16 protein-coding genes are annotated in these 19661 nt (G+C 48.4%); 7 read left to right on the top strand and 9 right to left on the bottom strand.

The window, feature by feature from the left end; all coding sequences use genetic code 11:
• The 9 genes from Q0460_RS07150 to yajC all read right to left on the bottom strand — a co-directional run.
• The coding region (locus tag Q0460_RS07150) for a DEAD/DEAH box helicase (RefSeq protein ID WP_299086120.1) at positions 1-2172 on the bottom strand (2172 nt) is incomplete at its 3' end.
• Positions 2172-3065 carry a M23 family metallopeptidase gene (locus Q0460_RS07145; protein WP_299086119.1) on the bottom strand — a complete coding sequence of 298 codons (894 nt, stop codon included), beginning with the start codon at positions 3063-3065 and terminating at the stop codon, positions 2172-2174. The genes Q0460_RS07145 and Q0460_RS07150, both read right to left, overlap by 1 nt.
• Positions 3058-4425 (bottom strand): bifunctional folylpolyglutamate synthase/dihydrofolate synthase, encoded by a 1368-nt coding sequence (locus tag Q0460_RS07140; protein WP_367178673.1) that lies wholly within the window; start codon positions 4423-4425, stop codon positions 3058-3060. Before Q0460_RS07140 ends, Q0460_RS07145 begins: the two co-directional genes overlap by 8 nt.
• Complete coding sequence (lptE, locus tag Q0460_RS07130; RefSeq protein ID WP_005872277.1) at positions 4406-4945, bottom strand: LPS assembly lipoprotein LptE; 540 nt, start codon at positions 4943-4945, stop codon at positions 4406-4408. Before lptE ends, Q0460_RS07140 begins: the two co-directional genes overlap by 20 nt.
• Positions 4946-4951: 6 nt before the next feature.
• Positions 4952-7399, bottom strand: coding sequence for a leucine--tRNA ligase (gene leuS, locus Q0460_RS07125; protein WP_299086118.1), 2448 nt, complete (start codon positions 7397-7399; stop codon positions 4952-4954).
• A gap of 9 nt (positions 7400-7408) precedes the next feature.
• The gene (locus tag Q0460_RS07120) at positions 7409-7750 is read right to left on the bottom strand and encodes a DUF6394 family protein (protein WP_005872279.1); all 342 of its coding nucleotides are present in this window, start codon (positions 7748-7750) and stop codon (positions 7409-7411) included.
• A 9-nt stretch (positions 7751-7759) separates the two neighbouring features.
• Complete coding sequence (secF, locus tag Q0460_RS07115; protein WP_299086117.1) at positions 7760-8728, bottom strand: protein translocase subunit SecF; 969 nt, start codon at positions 8726-8728, stop codon at positions 7760-7762.
• The gene (secD, locus tag Q0460_RS07110) at positions 8712-10316 is read right to left on the bottom strand and encodes a protein translocase subunit SecD (RefSeq protein ID WP_291935968.1); all 1605 of its coding nucleotides are present in this window, start codon (positions 10314-10316) and stop codon (positions 8712-8714) included. The genes secF and secD overlap by 17 nt, the downstream gene beginning before the upstream one ends.
• Positions 10306-10578, bottom strand: a complete 273-nt coding sequence (yajC, locus tag Q0460_RS07105; protein WP_005872282.1) for a preprotein translocase subunit YajC — start codon at positions 10576-10578, stop codon at positions 10306-10308. Before yajC ends, secD begins: the two co-directional genes overlap by 11 nt.
• Here yajC and Q0460_RS07100 point away from each other — a divergent pair.
• From Q0460_RS07100 to Q0460_RS07070, 7 genes are all read left to right on the top strand, one after another.
• Complete coding sequence (locus Q0460_RS07100) at positions 10554-11897, top strand: apolipoprotein N-acyltransferase (protein ID WP_299086116.1); 1344 nt, start codon at positions 10554-10556, stop codon at positions 11895-11897. The two genes, yajC and Q0460_RS07100, sit on opposite strands and share 25 nt — an antisense overlap.
• Positions 11898-11961: 64 nt before the next feature.
• Entirely contained in the window at positions 11962-12681 is a 720-nt protein-coding gene (gene pyrH, locus Q0460_RS07095; protein ID WP_299086115.1) for a UMP kinase, read from the top strand.
• Positions 12682-12704: 23 nt separating this feature from the next.
• The gene (locus Q0460_RS07090; protein ID WP_291935955.1) at positions 12705-12923 is read left to right on the top strand and encodes a DNA-directed RNA polymerase subunit omega; all 219 of its coding nucleotides are present in this window, start codon (positions 12705-12707) and stop codon (positions 12921-12923) included.
• Positions 12901-15093 (top strand): RelA/SpoT family protein, encoded by a 2193-nt coding sequence (locus tag Q0460_RS07085; RefSeq protein ID WP_297961523.1) that lies wholly within the window; start codon positions 12901-12903, stop codon positions 15091-15093. Before Q0460_RS07090 ends, Q0460_RS07085 begins: the two co-directional genes overlap by 23 nt.
• A 14-nt stretch (positions 15094-15107) precedes the next feature.
• Complete coding sequence (gene tyrS / locus Q0460_RS07080; protein ID WP_298061144.1) at positions 15108-16313, top strand: tyrosine--tRNA ligase; 1206 nt, start codon at positions 15108-15110, stop codon at positions 16311-16313.
• Positions 16313-17401 (top strand): nitronate monooxygenase, encoded by a 1089-nt coding sequence (locus Q0460_RS07075; protein WP_299086114.1) that lies wholly within the window; start codon positions 16313-16315, stop codon positions 17399-17401. The genes tyrS and Q0460_RS07075 overlap by 1 nt, the downstream gene beginning before the upstream one ends.
• Positions 17385-19223, top strand: a complete 1839-nt coding sequence (locus tag Q0460_RS07070) for an N-acetylmuramoyl-L-alanine amidase (protein WP_299086113.1) — start codon at positions 17385-17387, stop codon at positions 19221-19223. Before Q0460_RS07075 ends, Q0460_RS07070 begins: the two co-directional genes overlap by 17 nt.
• Positions 19224-19661 lie beyond the last annotated feature (438 nt).

Below are 19661 nucleotides of genomic sequence, written 5' to 3'. Positions count from 1 at the left end.
AAATTTTAAAATTTCATCCTCCGTCGTCTTAGCATCAATCTTGGAGTGTAGAATTAAAATTTTAAGGCTCGGCAAAATTTCAAGCAGCTTCTTTTTGGCGCTTTGCATCGTCGCGATGTGGTTGTGGACGTAAAAAATCTGCCCGCCGCGTCGCAGCTCGCGCGTGATCGCCTCTTTTATGATCTTTTCGTCCCACTGCTTGACGAAGGTGCGCACGTCGAGGCGGTCCTGCGGCGGGCTAAGCAGCGTGGAGTAGCTTTTAATCGAGCTTAGCGCCATATTTAGGCTGCGCGGTATCGGCGTCGCGGACATACTAAGCAGGTGCGAGGCGGCGCTTTTCTCTTTGAGCCGCTCCTTTTGCTTAACGCCGAATTTATGCTCCTCATCGATGATTATAAGCCCTAAATTTGCGGGATTTAAATTTAAAAGTGAGTGCGTGCCGACCACGACGATCGCCTCGCCACTTTGCAAGCGCTTTAGAATTTCGCTCTTTTGCCTCGCGCTACTGAAGCGATCGAGCTTGAAAACAGGAATTTCAAACTCCCTAAAGCGCTCGCTAAGCGTGGCGTAATGCTGCGAGCTAAGCAGCGTCGTAGGCACGAAAAACAGCACCGAATGCCCACTTCGGATGCAAGCAAAGATCGCATTCATCGCAACCTCGGTCTTTCCAAAGCCCACGTCGCCGCTAAGTAGGCGATCCATCACCTTGCCGCTTTGCAGATCCGCCAAAATCGCGCTCACCGCCTTTTGCTGATCGCTCGTGTAGCTAAAGCCGCTCGCGCTTAAAAATTTCGCATAATCCGCGCTTTCGTTTTTGATGACGAGCCCCCGCACCAGCTCGCGCTTGGCCGCCAGCGCGATGATCTTTGAAGCGATCGCAAAGAGCTTTTCGCGCACTCGCTCCTTGATTTTTGAAAAGCTCGCCCTGCCCAGATGATCCAAGCTCACCGCACCGCCGCTTGCTACGTAGCGATCGATTTTATTTAGATACTCGACCGGCAGCAGCAGTTTGTCGCCGCCCTCGTAGAGCAGGGATACGAACTCCTTACTGCGCCCCATCACCTCGATGAGCTCAAGCCCGTTAAATTTAGCGATACCGTGATCTTCGTGAACGACAAAATCGCCCACGTTTAGCTCATCCAGAGCTAGGCTCGATCTTCGCACGCGCTTTTTAGGTGCCGCTTTGTTTAGCGAAAGGATGATCCGCTCGGCGCTTATTAAATTTACGACGAAATCCTCGCGTAAAATTTCGATATTGCTAAATCCGCTAAGATCAAACGGTGCGAGCAGAGCGTCGTTTCGCGCGATCAGCGTGATAGTCTCGCTGCGGTGAAATTCAAAAAATTCCTGCGACGGCGTCACGGCGAGGTCTTTAAATTTACGCGCCGCGGGCAGTACCTCGATCGCGTCTAAAAAATCCAAATTGCGCTCAGAAAAAATTTCATCCTTTTTGATCTCATGCAGCAAGACGCAATCAAACGCGCTCACGTAATCGACGAAGCCCTCGATAAACCAAAACCCGAGCGAGCCCAGATCGCGCGCTAGCGCGTCGCTATCTGCGCGCGATATCTTTTCGCTCACGCTCTCAAACTCGTCCTCGCTTAAATTTGCCAAAAACGGCGCTATCTCTGCTTGCGCAAGTTCATCTTTTTCGCTTTTTTGCGTAGCGACGTCAAATCGCCTGATGCTCTCGACCGTCTCGCCGTCGAGTAGAATTCTAACCGCGCTTTCGCTTCCTACCGAAAAAATATCGATGATCTCGCCACGGAAGCTCACATCGCCCATGCTTTCGACGATGTCGCGCACGTCGTATCCAAGGCGCAAAATTTCCTCTTTCAGCTCGCTTAAGTTTAACTCATCACCAAATTTTATATTTAACGGGCGCAGATGGCTTGCGGCGGGGAGCTTATTTAGGATCGTGCGAACCGGCGAGATTAAAATTTTTTTGCCGCTTGCTTTGTAAAACGCGCTAAGAGCGGTGCTGATGCCCGCAAGCTCGCCCATATAGCTGCGAAGATCCTCGCCGAAGCTAGCTCTAAAATCGGGCAGGCAAAAGGCCGCGTATCCCATAAATTTTAGCACCTGTTCGCACGCCGCGGCCTCTTTATCGTCCTCGCAGATCAAAAGCTCTTTTTGGTTTTGCAAAAAGTATTCGTAAACCTCGGCTTGCATTATTTAAACCTTTCGATCTGGTGCTGCACGACGTTTGCGATCTCCTGCCACGAAACATTAGGTTCCAAGGTCGAGATATTTTTGAAATTCTGCGCGTTCCAGCTCATAAAATTTGCAGGATCAACACTTTGAGCCAAAAACCTAACTTCGTAATGCAGGTGCGGACCGGTGCTGTAGCCGGTGTTGCCGCTATAGCCGATGAGATCGCCCTTTTTAACCCAAGAGCCCGGCGTTACGACCACGGAGCTAAGGTGTCCGTAGCGGGTTTCAAAGCCGTAATTGTGCGATAGAATCACTAAAATTCCATATCCGCTGCCGCTACCGCCTGCAAACTGCACGAAGCCCTCTGCCGTCGCAAACACCGGAGTGCCCTCACTCGCTCGCAAGTCGATGCCGTGGTGCATCCTCATAACGCCGCTGATTGGATGAGTGCGCATCCCAAAAGAGCTAGTAACGCCGCGATACTGCATCGGAAGTCCGTTAGGCACAGCGCTAAGAATCGCGCTCGCCGTTTTTTCGCTAGCTGCAATGTGCGCGCCGGAGCCCTTTTTACGCTCCTTTTTCATCTCATTCATCGCAAGCATTACCTGGATATCACTATCCAGCCCGCCCCCATCGTCTTCGCGTCCGTCCAGCTTAGCAAGTACCTCCTCGTTTTTGCCCTCAAGTGCGATATTTTGCTCTTTAAGCGCGAGATTTTCGGCGTAGAGGGTTTTGTTTAGCTCCTTTAAATTTGAGCGGTCGCTAGCGAGTTTAAAGATCGCAAAAAACAAAACGAGCAGAAAAATTACGAAAAACGCGGATAAAATTTTAAGTTGAAATCTAAAATTTTCGCCAAAATACAGCGTCTTGGTGCCAAAGTGATCGCTTAGGGTAAGTTTAGTTTTAGCCACGGCGCGCCTCAAGCCATAAAATGAAATTTTCTACCAAATGAAACGAGCCGAAAACCAAATACTCCTCGTCCTCTCTAAGCTCGCCGCGAAATGGCGAATGCGGAATTTTAAGCGCGTCAAGCGCGCGGGTTATCGCCTCTGCTGCCATTTCGCGATCCGCAACCTCGTAGTTAAAGATCTCCACGCGCTCTACCACGGGCGCCAAAGTCCGCAGCACCGCGGCTACGTCTTTATCGGCAAAAGCGTTGTAAATCAGCACGATCTTTCTGCCCCCGTAGATTTCGGTAATTTCGCGGGCTACTTGCTGTGCCGCAAGCTCGTTGTGCCCGACATCCACGCGTAAATTTGGCGCCAAAACTTCCATCCTGCCGCGTAAATTTAGAGGCGGCAGCTGTGAAATTTCAAATTTCAAATTTAAAAATTTCATCGCGGCAAGCGCTAGGGCTAAATTTGAAATTTGAAATTTAGGCAGATTATTGTGCGCGTAAAACTCCGCGATCTGCGCTTGCTCGCTCTTGCTTAAAAGCTCTGCTGCAAACCTCAAATGAGTTCCTTTTTGCTCTGCGATTTGCTGCGCGATATGAAGCGGAACCTCGCTCATCTCATCGCTTAAAATCGCCTCCTTATCCATCGTAATGAGCTTGGTGTGGGCGATCTGCTCTAGATTTTGTCCTAGCATGCCCAAATGATCGGTGCCGATCGGTGTAAAAAGCGACAGCGTGCGCCCGAAGCTCGACGTAGCGTCAAACTCGCCGCCCATCCCAGCCTCGATCACGCAGTAATCGCAATCCCTAAAAAGCACTGCCGCCGCAAGCGTGAGATACTCGAAATATGACAGGCTATCTTTAAACTTCGTGGGCAAGCTCTCTTGCAAAAACTCATGCGCGAAATCAAGCTCCTCATCCGTAGCATCGCGCCCTAGCGAAATGGGAGGCGAGCTTTGAGTGGATTTGGAATTTGATCTTAGCTGAGATTTAAAATTTTGCATTTTTTCGGAATTTTGTCTTTCCGTAGAATTTGACGCCAAAGCAGAATTTTGCTCGTTTTTAAAATTTGAAGAGTCAGAATTTAACGCAAAAAGTGGGATTTGCGCGATGCGTCCGCCTAGATAGATGCGCTCATTGAGCCTAAAAATGTGCGGACTGGTGTAGTGCCCGACACTAAAGCCCGCTGCGGCGATCGCGTTAGCCAAAAATCGCCCGGTGCTGCCCTTGCCGTTTGTGCCGATGATCTGAATGACGTTTTTAAGCGGAATTTTATCTTTAATAGCGGCATATGCCCGCGGGAAGCGCTCATAGTCGATTTTTTTGTAATAAATCGGGCGATTTTGCAAAAATTCTTTAATGCTGCGCCCGCTCAAGTCTGAATCCCCTAATCGCAAGCGCCGAAATAAACTCGTCAAACGCCTGCGCGGAGGCATTTTCGATCGCCTTGTAGCGGTCCTTATCGCTAATGATCGAGCTCGTATCGTAGCTATTTTTGACTAGGCGGCTAACTTTAAAATCGTAATCGCCCACGCAATCCTTGCTGAAAACCTCGCCGTTTTTAAGCTTGGTGCTGAAATTTACGATGAGATTCGCACGATAGCTAGTGACGTAGCCGAACTGATCGTATGAAAGCTCGCTAAAGCTTAGGCTTTTTATGCTCGCTACTACGATCGTCTGCGCCGAGTTTTTATCCGAAAGGCTCATCCCTAGGCGCTGGACTATGCCCTGCCTGATCGCGTCTTTGATCGCGACGGTGTTTTGCGGATCTGTCTTGCTCATCATAACGTCCACAAATACGCTTCCGCTCATCGTCTCTTTTGCAATCCTTGAAACGGGCTTGTAGCCGCAGCCGATCAAAAAAATCAAACAAAAAACGGTTAAAGCTTTTCTCATCTTTGCCTACTTTATCACAAAATTTACGAGCTTGTTTTTGACGTAAATTTCTTTTACGACGCTCTTGCCCTCTAGCCATTTGGCACAGTTCTGCTTCGCAAGGCTTAAAATTTCGCCCTCGCTTAGGCTCGCGCCCACTTCGAACTCAGCACGCTTTTTGCCGTTAATCGTGACGGCAAGCTTGATCGTATCGCTTTCGAATACCTCTTCGCAAACTCGTAGCTCGCCGAAATTCCGCCTCTTAAACAGCCGCTCGCTAAGCTCGGCGCAGATGTGCGGCACGATAGGCTCGAGCAGGTTTAAAATCACGAAGTAGCCCTCGGTGAATACGTCTTTGTTACTCTGCGCGTTTAGCGCGTTTAGCGCCTCCATACACGCGGCTATTAGGGTATTAAAAGCAAAACTGCTCTCATAAACCTGCTGCGATTTCTTGAGCGCCTCGTAAACTTTGAGGCGGGCGTATTTTTCCTCTTTATTTAAAGCGGCGTGGTCGATCTGCGGAATTTTATCCGTAGCATAGGCGTTTTCGGCGCGATCGTAGAGGCGACCAAGAAATTTATACGCGCCCTCTACCGCGCTGTCGTTCCACTCAAGCTCTTTTTGAGGAGGCGCGGCAAAAAGTATAAAAAGTCTCGCCGTATCGGCGCCGTAGGTCTCGATGATATCATCGGGATCGACGGTATTGCCCTTGCTTTTACTCATCTTTGCGCCATCTTTTAGCACCATGCCCTGGGTTAGCAGCCGCTCAAACGGCTCACTATCGCGCAGATAGCCTATGTCGCGAAGAGCCTTTTGGAAAAACCTTGCATATAAAAGGTGCAAAATCGCGTGCTCGATGCCGCCGATATACTGATCGACGTTCATCCAGTAATTCACGCTTTGCTCGTCAAACGCCCGCTGCTGCCACGTCCGCTCGTCGCTTGCGTAGCGCGCGAAATACCACGAGCTTTCAAAAAATGTATCGAGCGTATCGGTCTCGCGTACCCCGTCGCCGCCGCATTTAGGGCATTTGCAAAACTTCCAGCTAGGATGCGTATCGAGTGGATTGCCTTTGCCCGTGATCTTAATATCCTGTGGAAGCTCTACGGGCAGATTTGAAATTTCCTCGCTTACCAGTCCGCATTTTGGGCAGTGGATCATCGGAATCGGTGCGCCCCAGTAGCGCTGGCGGCTCACTCCCCAATCGCGCAATTTAAAATTTACCACGCGGCGCCCGAGCTTTAACTCCTCAAATTTTGAGATGACGGCGCTTTTTGCCTTCTCGCTATCCATGCCGCTAAATTCCGCGGAATTTACCAAAACTCCGCTCTCCACGTAAGCTTTGCTAGCGTCGTAATCGCCGCTTTTTGGAGCGATGCTTTGAATGATCGGCAGGTTAAATTTCTTTGCAAACTCAAAGTCTCTTTCATCGTGCGCAGGCACAGCCATAACCGCGCCGCCGCCGTATTCTGCCAGGACGAAATTTGCGATCCAAACAGGGATCTTTTTGCCGCTTAGTGGATGAAGTACGCTGATTCCGAGGCTCACGCCGTCTTTATCACTTGCTTGGCGCTCGCGCGGGCTTTGATTTAAAATTTCTCTCACCTTCGCCGCAGCTTCGGCGTCAAGTAAATTATTATCCAAAAGTCTCTTTACGACCTCGTGCTCCGGCGCGACCGCCGCGTAGCTCATGCCGTAGATCGTATCGGGGCGCGTCGTAAAAACCTTAAAACCCTCGATGCCGCCAAGCTTGGCGCTACTTTGCTCGTCAAATTTAAAGCTAAATTCCAAACCCTCGCTGCGCCCGATCCAGTTTTCCTGCATCGTAAGCACCTGAGCGGGCCACTTGCCCTCAAGCTGTTTTAGGCAGTCCAAAAGCTCCTGCGCATAAGCGGTGATTTTTAGGTAGTAGCCAGGCATCTGCTTTTGCACGACCTCGTTGCCGCAGCGCCAACACCTGCCCTCCTCGACCTGCTCGTTGGCAAGCACCGTCTGATCGTGCTCGCACCAATTGACCACGGCGCTTTTTCTATAGATAAGCCCTTTTTCAAAAAGTTTGATGAAAAATTCCTGCTCCCAGCGCGTATAAAGCGGATCGGAGGTAGCAAGCATACGACGAGCCGAAAAGCTAAAGCCTAGGCGGTGCAGCTCCTTTTTCATATAATCGATATTTTCGTAAGTCCAAGTTTTAGGGTGAATGCCGTGTTTGATCGCTGCATTTTCTGCAGGCATGCCGAAGCTATCAAAGCCGATCGGCTGAAGCACGTTGTATCCGCGTAGTCTATAATAGCGGCTCAGCGCGTCGCCGATGCTGTAGTTTCGCACGTGCCCCATGTGGATGCGACCGCTTGGGTAGGGAAACATCGAAAGGATATATTTTTTAGGCAGGCTATAATCGTCCTTAGGCTCGAAAACTCCCTCTTCGTCCCAAATTTTCTGCCATTTAAGCTCAATACTTTTACTATCGTAAGGCATTCTGCGCTCCTAGAATTCGTCTTTAGTTTTTGCCGATTCGATCGCTATTAAAATTAGCGAGAAAAAGTTTGCAAGTAGCGCACCGATGGCAAGCGAGGTCACGATCGATAGATCTCCCGGCGCTACTACAATCAAAACGAACGCCGGTATGAGATGCAGATCCGCGACGAGCGAGCTTGCAAAAAGCTCAGCTGCTAGCATATTTCGCACGCCTACCTTCAAAAGCGTCGAGACCGCATTCACGCTGGTTGCTATGAAAAGTAAAATTTCATTCTTCTCATACAAAAACCCGCCTATCGTAGTCATACTCATCAGCGCAAAAAATATGTAAATTACCCTTCCCCAGTTCATCTTTTATCCTTACACCGTGCCTTTTTCATACATGGCTCGGTTTTTTTCTTTCTCTTTGATACGGCGCTGTTTTTCAGCTAAAAACGCGCGGTACTTTTCAACGTTAAATTTAAACAAAATCAGCATCGGAGCAGCTACAAATACGGAGCTGAAAGTTCCTGCTATGACACCTATTAGCATCACGAAGCTAAAGCCGTGGATCATCTCTCCGCCCCAAACGAATAAAATCACGATGACGATGAGAGTCGTAAGCGAAGTAAGCAGCGTGCGCGATAGCGTGTGAGAGATTGATTCATTTATAACCTCGTCAAGCTTAATCGATTTACTATCTTTTACACCCTCTCGAATTCTATCGAAAACAACGATGGTATCGTTTAGCGAGTAGCCCATTATAGTTAGCAGTGCGGCTAAAATTTCAAGGTTGAAATCTACGCCGGCTAAAATCATCGCACCTACGGCAACTACGACGTCGTGCAGATCCGATAGCACTGCGGCGACCGCAAATCTCCATTCAAACCGCAGGGTGATATAAACCAAAATGAGCGCAAACGACACACATACCGCTAAAATTCCGTTTGTGCGAAGCTCCTCGCCAACTTTAGGACCTACGATATCGACTTTGCGAATGTCAAAGTTTCCACTGCCTTGCAAAATTTTTTGCGCCGCTAAAGCAGGATTATCGCCCAGTTCGCTCGCAGCGCCTGAATATCTAATCGTGACCTCTTGATCGCTGCCGAATTCCGTAACGTTGATATTGCCTAAATTTGCCGCTTCGAAGCGCTTTCTGATCTCATCAAGCGGCGCTTTAGCGTCATATTTAACCTGAATGAGTGTACCACCGCTAAAATCGATGCCGTAGCTGACACCTTTAATGAAAAACAGCGCAATAGAGCCTATTATCAAAACTGCAGAAAGCGTAAAGGTAAAATATCTAAATTTCATAAAATCATAAATTTTGCCCTTATCGAACACTTGCATTTGCGCCTCCTCTTACTTTATAACCGAGCCAAAGCGCGGTATTTTTGCTCTTTTCCATCTTATCCATTACTAACTCAAACATTCCATGAGTGCCCAAAATCGCCGTTATCATCGACGCTACGATACCGATGCTCATCGTGACGGCAAAGCCCTTCACCGGACCCGTGCCGTAAGCATAAAGCGCAGCGGAAGTAATTAGCGTAGTGATATTTGAATCCACGATCGCGCTCATCGCGTTTTCATAGCCTTTATTTATACTTTGGCGGATTGAAACTCCCGTCCTTAGAACTTCTCTAACGCGCTCGTTAATGATGACGTTCGCATCTACCGCCATTCCGATAGTTAGTACGATTCCAGCCATTCCAGGAAGCGTTAACGTTGCACCAAAAAGCGCCATACAAGCGATTAGAAATAAAATATTTACTACAAGCGCGATGTCAGCAAAAAGCCCCGCTACGCCATAATATAAAATCATAAAGATTAAAATCGCAACCGCCGCAAGACTAAGCGCTGCCATACTTTTATCGATGCTATCCTGTCCTAGGCTAGGACCGATGCTGCGTGTCTCTGAGACTTTAACAGGAGCCAAAAGCGCACCGCTTCTAAGCGCAATCGCTACGTCATGCGCCTCCTCGACGCTAAATCCGCCGCTGATCTGACCGCTGCCGCCGCCGATACGCTCGTTTATGCGCGGCGCGGAGTAAACCTTGCCATCAAGCACGATAGCTAGACGCTTACCGACGTTTTTGCCAGTAAAATCGCCAAAAATTTGAGCACCTTGGGAATTCAGCGTAAAATTTATGATCGGCTGATTAGTGTGTTGATCGAAAGCGACCTTCGCATCAACTAGCATCGCGCCATCAAGCACCGGAATTTCGTTTATGAGATACTTGTAATTCGGATTTTTAACGTCCGGGTAGATCACGTCGCCGTAAGCTCTGGCATCCGCTGCGCTGATAGTCTGCGCGCGGTCTTGGCGCACATCGTCCACTGCCATAAGCTGCAAGTGAGCCGCTTTAGCGATCAGATCCTTGGCGCGTTGCTCATCCGCTGCACTTTTGACGCCCGGAAGCTCAACCAAAATATAGCTCTCGCCCTGCTTTGCTACCGTTGGCTCCGCAAGTCCGAATTGATCCAAGCGGTTGCGGATAGTTTCTACGGCCTGTTCGATCGCGTATTTTTTAGTCGCTTCGACCTCCTCAGGTGTTAGCGTGACTCGGTATTTTTCGCCCGATTTTTGAATGTCTAATCCGCTTGCGGCGCTATGCAAAATCGCATCAAATTTAGAGGCCTCGTCCGCGTCTAAAATTTCAAACTCGAACGAATCGCCTTCCAATTTTAGCCCGTCCATCAGCAGATCATCGCGCTTGGCGGCGTAATTGACGCTCGCAGCGATCGATTTGATCTTTGAAACGACCGCCTCGTCGCTTTGAACCTCAAGCAGCATGTGAAGCCCGCCTTGCAGATCTAGACCCAAGTTTATCTTGCTTCCCTTTTCGGTCTGAAAGATCGAAGGCGCGGCAAAAATCGCCGAAAAAATTACCGCAGCTAAAAAGATCAGCAGGCGATATGAAATTTTACTGCTCATCTAATTTTCTTGCTACGAATTGTTTATCCAGCTCAACCATGACCTCATCGTTAAGCTTAACTGTGATAAAATCATTGTTTGTTTTCACGACCGTGCATTTTATGCCACCGCTAGTTATGATCTTATCGCCTTTGCCGAGCGCATCGACCATCGCTTTATGATCCTTGGCCTGCTTTTGCTGCGGTCTGATAATCAAAAAATACATAATCGCAAAGATTACGACGATAGGCAGGATTGATGCAAAGAAATTTCCTTGTTCCATGTGTTTCCTTCATTAGAAATTTAAAAAGTAGCTATTTTACATTAAGTTACATAAATAAAGGCTTTGTTCTTGCCCTTGCGCTTTCAAATTTTATTTTCGTAGAAATTTTAAGCTCTAAATTTGACGGCTTGGCTGCTTTGGCGGCGGAATTTTTCTCGCCTCTAATTGCGATAGCAGCACTTTTTTATCTACTAAAAGCAAGCAAGGCGGAGTGGTTTTGGTGCGGATTTTTTATCGGCGCGCTGTGGATGCACTGGATCAGCTTCAGTCTGATCTATTTCGATCTTGCGTTTTTGATCCCGCTTGAAATTCTTGGAATTTGCCTCGTTTATGCCTTTATTTTTCGCATCTTTGCGATCTTTGACGCGCCGGTTTTGCGCGCCGTGTGCCTTTTGATTCTAAAATTTATCCATCCTTTCGGCTTTGACTGGCTAAATTTTGAACTACTGCTAAGCCATGGAATTTTCAGAGCCGATCTTAGCGCGCTGGCTCTGATTTTAGCGGGGCTTTGCGCGGTTTTGTATCTACATAGGCGCGGCGCCCGGGCTAAGCTTAATGCCACGATCTTTGCGGTATTTTTGATCTGCGCGCTGCAATTCAGCCAAAAAGAGCCCGAGCCGCTACCGATTAAAATTTTTCTCGCAAACACCGACATTTCGCAGCATGACATCTGGGCGAAGGATAAAATTTTATCCGCCGCGTTGGCAAATTTGGCTCGGATTGATGATGCGATCGCAGAGGGACAAGACGCGATAATACTGCCCGAAAGCGCCTTTGCGATGCCGCTAAATTTAGAAAACGTATTAGTTGAAGCCCTAAAGGAAAAATCGCGCGCAATTACTATCATAGCGGGCGCGGAAGCGTATGAGAACGGGAAATTTTACAACAGCGCCTATCTTTTTGCGAACGGGGAAATGAAGCGCTTCGATAAGCACATTTTAGTACCGTTTGGCGAAATGGTGCCACTGCCGGAATTTGCGCGAAATTTTATCAACCGCGTGCTGTTAGGCGGTGCGACCGATTTTTCCACAGCTAGCGGTTTTAGCGACTACGAGCTTGGCGGGCGAAGCGTAAGAAGCGCCGTTTGCTACGAGGCTACGCGCGCAGAGCTTTACGAGGGCTCGCCCAAATACGTCGTAGCGATCAGCAACAACGGCTGGTTCGTGCCGAGCTACGAGCCCTATTTGCAGCGCCTCATAATCCGCTACTACGCGAGCTTACACGGTACATTGATCTATCACGCCGTAAACGGCAGCGCTAGCGAGATAATCGCTCCGAAGAAGATCTGGATAAACCGCCTTAAAGATCATCTAAAATAGCCTAAAAAGTTATTTTTAAACGACTTTTGGGTAATATTTTAAAATTTTATTAGGAGCTAAATTTATGGCTAAATACAATCGCATACTCGTAAAATTTTCGGGTGAAGCGCTAGCGGGAGAGAACGGCTTTGGGATCGACAGCGAAATTTTAAAATTTATCGCTAAAGAGATCAAACAGCTCGTAGAGTGCGGCATTGAAGTAGGCATCGTAATCGGCGGCGGCAACATCATAAGAGGCGTAAGCGCCGCAGCTAGCGGTATCATCAAACGCACCAGCGGAGATCATATGGGTATGCTAGCGACCGTCATCAACGCAATCGCGATGAGAGAGGCGCTAGAATACGCAGGCATGGATGTGCGCGTGCAAAGCGCGATAAAGATGGAAGCGATCTGCGAGACCTTCATCATCGGCCGCGCTAAAAGGCACCTCGAAAAAGGTCGCGTCGTGATCTTTGCCGCGGGCACCGGAAATCCTTTCTTTACGACCGATACTGCGGGTACTCTCCGCGCGATCGAGATCGGAGCCGACGCTATCATAAAAGCCACCAAGGTAATGGGGATCTACGACAAGGATCCGCAAAAATTTAAAGACGCCAAATTGCTTTCCAAAGTCACTTACGATCAAGCCCTGCACGACAACATCAGGGTGATGGATGATACGGCTATCGCGCTTGCCAAAGATAATGCGCTCCCGATCATCGTATGCAATATGTTTAAGAGCGGAAATTTATACAAAATCGTCGATGGCGGAGATCTAAGCTCCTGCTCGATCGTAAAAAACTGAAATTTTAAATTTAAGGAGAATTGATGAGAACCGAACAAATAGTAGCCAAGGCCTTAAAAGTAACGGGCGGAGACCGATATAAGCTATCTTTGATGATAAGCAAACGCGCCGAGCAGCTAGCTGCGGGCGAACCGCCGCTGATAGAGAACGTAGATACTCGCAGGATGAAATTTGCCGATATAGCAATCTTGGAACTAGCCGAAGGTAAGATCGCATTAGATGGAATCGTTGACAAGGATTAATGATAACTTCCTAGAAAGTCTCATCGACGATGTCGTCGATACCAAAGACATTCAAAGCGCCAAGCAGCTGCTTTATAATCTAAAAGAGCCCACTCCGTTACTGGTGGATGCTATAAATTTATGCATCGCTCAGCACGACGGGCAGTTTCGCAAAAGCGGCGAGCCGTATGCGATCCATCCGATTTTGGTAGCTTGCTTCGTATCTTTTATGGGTGGAGACGACGCGATGGTGATATCTGCGCTACTACACGACGTAGTAGAGGATACAGATTACAGCATCGAGCAGGTTAGACAAAGATTCGGCGACGAAGTAGCCAAAATCGTAGAAGGGCTTACTAAAATCGTCAACATCAGGGAGGATAAATTAGCCCCATCCGGCGATAGTAACGCCAAGCTTCGCACCACCGCACTTACCTTCCGCAGGATGCTGATGATCTCCATTAACGATCAGCGCGTTTTGGTAGTCAAGCTCTGCGACAGGCTACACAATATGCTAACCCTAGACGCACTTCGCCCAGATAAACAAAAACGTATCGGCGAGGAGACGCTTTTGGTTTACGCGCCGATCGCGCACAGGCTTGGAATTTCATCAATCAAAAACGTGCTTGAAGATCTTAGCTTCAAATACGTCATGCCTAAAGAGTATTCGGCGATCGCCGATTACGTCGAGGAGCATAAGCAGCAACTTCAGATGAGCTTGAGCAAATTTAGCGAAAAGATCAAGGAGTATATGCTTTCAAACGGCTTTAGTGAGGGAAGCTTTGAGATCCAAAAGCGGATGAAACACTACTACTCGATCTTTTTAAAGATGCAACGCAAAGGAATTTCGATCGAGGAGGTGCTTGATCTTTTAGCTATACGCATCATCGTGCAAAAGCCGATGGATTGCTACTTGGCTCTTGGCATCATCCATACTAAATTTAATCCGCTCATATCGCGCTTTAAGGATTATATCGCGCTTCCGAAGCAAAACGGATATCAGACGATCCATACGACCGTTTTTAACGAAAGTATGATCGTAGAGGTACAGATCCGCACCTTCGATATGCATAACACCGCAGAATTCGGCGTCGCCGCACACTGGAAGTATAAATATAGCGGCTCGATCAATCCGAAGCTTGATTGGCTAAACGACATCGGCATGCAGGAAGAGGACGACGCCAACGCCGAGGATCTTTACGAATATGCTAAAGACAGCCTCTACGTAGAAGATATCGCCGTGTACTCGCCGAAAGGCGGAATTTTTACATTGCCGCGCGGTGCTACGGCGCTTGATTACGCCTACGAGATACACTCTCAAGTGGGCTTAAAAGCAACCGAGGCCTTTATAAATCGCGTCAAAGTGCCGCTTCTTACGGAGCTTAAAAACGGAGATATCGTTCATATCATCACCGGAAGCGAGCCACACTACCGCTGCAGCTGGCTAAGCTCGGTCAAAACGGGCAAGGCGCGCGCGACGATAAAGGCATTTTGCAAGCAAAAGATCAGAGATATAAATTTTGAAGTAGCGATTAAAATTTTATGCGCGATCTTTACGACGAGCAAGGAGAGCATTCTAAGCTGGCTTGAAAAAGAAAATTTAAGCAAAAAGATCGGCAAAGCTGCCTACGACTCGGTATTTTTAAAAGACGTCGTAAACGCGCTGAAAAAATACCCGCTCAAAGAGAAATTTTTCAATATGAAATTTCGCAGCAAGTATGAGATCGAGAAGCAAAAATTTGACAACATCGTGGTGTATTCAAATTTTAAAATCGACGAGGTCGAGTTTGATTACTGCTGCAACCCAAAGCGCGGTGACGACATCATCGGCTTTCGCAACGGACACGGCGTGACGGTGCATCATAAGCTGTGCGAACGCGCAAGCGAGCTAATCAAAACCGATGAGATGATCTTCGTAAAATGGACGCGCAATGCGCCGCACCGCTACAAGATCATATTAAATTTAGAAAACAAGCGCGGCTCGCTGGCGACGTTTTTGAACTATTTAGTCAAGCTCGAGGTCGATCTAGTGTCGATAAGCCTCAACGAAAATAGCGAAACGACGTCGGATTATTTTGAGATCATCATCGAGCTGAACGAAAATTTAGACTCCACGGAGATTAAAGACAAACTCAAAAACCGCTTTAAAATCGTGGATTTCGTATCACTTACGGACGTATATAAAAACTAAATAAGGGAGAGCAAATGGCTGACATTCAAGGCATTATGGAAAATTTCAAGCGCGGCGTCGCGGAGATCATCGGCGAAGAGCAGATCGAGGCGCTGATTAGGCGCTATTACGACAGCGGCGAAGTCTTTTACGTCAAAATCGGCATGGATCCCACTGCTGCAGATCTGCACCTAGGACACGCCGTCGTTCTAAATAAACTTGCATTTTTACAAAACCACGGCGCGATCGTGCAGTTTCTAATCGGCGATTTTACCGCTCAAATCGGCGATCCTACGGGCAAGAGCGAGACGCGTAAAAAGCTAGCGCGCGAAGTCGTGCTTCAAAACGCCAAAACCTACGAGCAGCAGGTCTTTAAAATTTTAAATCCCGCCAAAACCAAGGTGATGTTTAACTCCGAATGGACCAACCGCCTGGGTGCTAGCGGTATGATCGAGCTATCAAGCACTTTTAATGTTGCCAGGATGCTCGAGCGCGACGACTTCGAGAAGCGCTACAAGGCCGAGCAGCCGATCAGCATCAGCGAGTTTATGTATCCGCTGCTGCAAGGATACGACAGCGTTTGCATGAAATGCGATATAGAATTCGGCGGCACCGATCAGAAATTTAATCTTTTAATGGGTCGCCAGCTGCAAAGAATTTATGATGTCGGCAAAGAACAAAGTGTCGTGATGATGCCGCTTTTGGTAGGTACCGACGGCGCGAATAAGATGAGCAAGAGCTTAGGCAACTACATCGGCGTAACCGATACGCCTCATGATATGTACGGCAAGGTGATGAGTATCAGCGATGCGTTAATGTGGGATTGGTATAATCTACTAAGCCAAAAAAGCAGCGAAGATATTGAGCTAATAAAAGGCTTTGTGGCGGATGGCTCGATCCATCCTAAGGCGGTTAAAGAGGAGCTTGCCTCCGAGATCGTCACGCAATTTTATGACGAAAACACCGCCTTTGAGGCTAAGCAGGAATTTGACCGCGTCCACGGCGCCGGCGAGCTTCCTAGCGAGATCAAGGAATATCACGTAAGCTCGCCTGCATGGATCGTAAAGGCGCTCATCAGCTGCAAGCTCGCGGTATCCAGCTCGGATGCGCGCAGATTGATAAAATCAAACGCCGTCAGCATCGATCAAAATAAAATTTTAGATGAGCAGCTTCAGCTTAGCTCGGGCGAATATACACTCCAAGTAGGAAAGAAAAAATTCGCTAAATTAAAGGTGGATTAATGAGTATAAAAATAGGCAAACACGAGATTGCACACCCGATAATTCAAGGCGGCATGGGACTTGGTATCAGCTGGGACAAGCTAGCCGGCAATGTCAGCCTAAACGGCTGTCTAGGCGTCATTAGCTCGGTCGGCACCGGCTACTACGAAAATCTTAAATTTGCCAAAAAATCGCTCGATGGCAGACCATATCAAAGCGAGAATTTTTATAGCAAAGAGGCGCTTTTTGCCATCGTGCAAAACGCCCGTAAAATTTGCGGCGATGCGCCTTTGGGGATGAACGTAATGTGCGCGGCGAACGACTACGAGCGCATCGTGCGCGACACGTGCGAAGCAGGTATCGACATCATCATAAGCGGCGCGGGCCTTCCTACCAATCTGCCGGAATTTACGGCAGATTTCCCGGACGTCGCGCTCGTGCCCATCGTCTCCTCCGCCAAGGCTCTTAAGATCATCGCCAAGCGCTGGAAGCAGCGCTATAACCGCATTCCGGATGCCGTAGTGCTGGAGGGTCCTCTTAGCGGCGGGCATCAGGGTTTTACCTACGAGCAGTGCGGCGATCCGGCGTTTGCGCTGGATAATCTAATCCCGCAAGTAAAAGCGGAAATTGCGCAATGGGGCAGCTTCCCGCTATTTGTCGCAGGCGGAATTTGGGATAAAACCGACATCGATCGCGTGAAGTCTTTGGGCGCGGATGGCGTGCAGATGGGTACGCGCTTCATCGGCACCTTTGAATGCGACGCCGCGGAGGAATTTAAGCAGGCGCTTCTTAACGCCAAAAAAGAAGATATCGAGCTTCTAAAATCGCCCGTAGGCTATCCCGCGCGCGGAATTCATACTAATTTGCAAGATATGATCGCCGCGGGCAGCGCGCCTAAGATCCGCTGTATCAGCAACTGCGTAAGCCCCTGCGAGCGCGGCAAAGGCGCTAACGCCGTAGGATACTGCATCGCCGACCGCCTAAGCGACGCGTATCTGGGCAAAACGCAAAGCGGTCTGTTTTTTACCGGCGCAAACGGATGGCGATTAAACGAGATAATATCCGTGAAGGAATTGATAGAAAAACTTGTAAATGGCGAAGATAGTTAAAATTTTTCTAATCGCAGCTTTTAGCTGCGTATTGGCGTTTGGAGCTTCCAGCGAGGCGTTTTTTGCGAAATTCGACAAGGATTTCATCGTAGCGACGCCAAATTACAAGCGCTCGCTGCACAAGGAGCTAAAATCGCTCTACCAAAGCGCGTCCGATAAAGAGGTCCGCATCAAAGCGCTAAAGAGATTGGTTTATAGCTCGAAAAATTTAGGACTTGATTCCTCGCCTTATGAATCTGCACTAGCCAAATTACAAGGCAAAGCAAGCGATAGCAGCACGAATTCTAAAAAGCTCAAAGATGAAAATGCAAAAAATTCAAAAAGTTCGGACGAGAAAAATGCTTCAAATTTAGCGCATAACCCCAAAGCCTCCGCCTCTAAAAATTCTAAGAATTCAAAAAATTCCACTTCCAAAAATCTCAAAAAGGCGCGCGCGCCAGAAGAAGCCGATCTAAGCTCGCTATCTAGTGAGGATTTGGAATTCTTACGCTCCACTAGGCCCCGCGGCGCGGACGACGCAAAAAATTCAACAGACGATGCGCATAGTAGCGACTCAAGCGAAAATCTCGCAGAAGCCGATGACTCCTTACAAGCGCAGAATTCCGCGGATAGCGCTGCGACCGAACGATTAGATTCTGAGCTTCGCAAAAGCAGTATAAAAAAATCCGCCCCCGATGCCAAACTCGCTTTAGCATCGCTGCGCGGCGATAAAAACGAGATCGTGCTTGAGTTTAACCGCGATCTAAAGCGCGGCGATTATAAAGATTTTACGATCGCAAGTAGCGATAATTTTCGCTTCGTGATTGATTTTAGCGCGCGGCAAAAGTCGCAAAAAACGCGGCTTAAAGATAGCTTTGTTAGCGATGTACGCGTCTCGCAATACAACGACAAGACCGTGCGCGTCGTGCTTAGTGATCCGAAAGAATTCAACGCAAACGTAGAAATTAATGACAATATGATGATTTTAAGTACGGCTGAAGGCTTAAAAGCCGCAAAATCCGCGCGCACAGAAAAAAACAAGGATCAAAAATCAGGGCGCAAGCGCGGACGCGAGCAAGATAGCGAGCCGCAAATCAGCACGATAGATGAATCTCAAGGCGCCAAATCGGTCTCCGTGGCCGCCGGTAAAATTTACAAATCCACTAAGGGCAAACTCATCGTAATCGATCCGGGCCACGGCGGTAGCGATTCGGGTGCGGTCGGAAACGGGCTGAAGGAAAAAAACGTCGTGCTGGCCACATCCAAAAAGCTCGGCGCGCTGCTTACCAAGCGCGGATACAAGGTGCTTTATACGCGCAGCACCGACGTGTTTATAAATTTAAGGTCGCGTACCGCTTTCGCCGCTAAAAAAAACGCCGATATGTTTATCTCTATCCACGCAAATGCCGCTCCTAACGCTAGCTCAGCACTTAAAATGAGCGGCGTGGAAACCTTTTTCTTAAGCCCGGCTAGAAGCGAGCGCAGTAAAAACGCCGCCGCGCTCGAAAACAGGGGCGATTTGGAGGATATGAACACCTTCTCGAAGCAGACCTTCCTAAATTTCTTAAACCGCGAGAAGATAATCTCCTCAAACAAGCTTGCCATCGACATTCAAAGCTATATGCTAAGCTCGGTCAAAAAGAGCTTCTCAAGCAGAGATGGGGGCGTACGCGAGGCGCCATTTTGGGTGCTGGTGGGCGCTACGATGCCCGCGGTGCTCGTGGAGATGGGCTACATCACGCACCCACAGGAAGGTAAAAATTTAGGCAAAAGCGCCTATCAAGATCGCATTGCCCAAGGCATCGCAAACGGCGTGGACGCATACTTTCAGAAAAACAAGTGATGAAATTTTACGCGCCACGTATTTTGCGAGCTAGATGAAATTTTATTTCGGCGCGAGATTTGCTCTGCGGATATAAGTTTGGTGATCGGCACAGATCTTGCGATAAACACAGCGCGAAGGCGGTAAATTTAAAATTTTAGAGCCCCCGCGCTAAATTTAAAGCAAAACGTGCGGCGCTGCGCGCAAAATTCTGCCCGCATGCCAAATATTTACTACGGGCAGGTAAATTTTGCGGAGCGTCTTGCGGCATATGCGAGCTGGGAACGCATACGGCTTAGACACGGAATTTTTAGCGCGGCTCGGCATAGAATTTTAAAGCACGTACTTGACGCTGCTCTACACGACAGAGTGCGACTGGCGGCAAAATTTACCGACAGAATCGCATTTAAACCGCGCGAAAATAGCGATTTTGTCGCACTAATGCGAGCCGCGTTTCAA

It is taken from the genome of uncultured Campylobacter sp. (assembly GCF_937980635.1).
Classification (GTDB): domain Bacteria; phylum Campylobacterota; class Campylobacteria; order Campylobacterales; family Campylobacteraceae; genus Campylobacter_B.
Note: the sequence above shows the minus strand (reverse complement) of the source record. Positions and strands in the feature narration are given on the sequence as shown.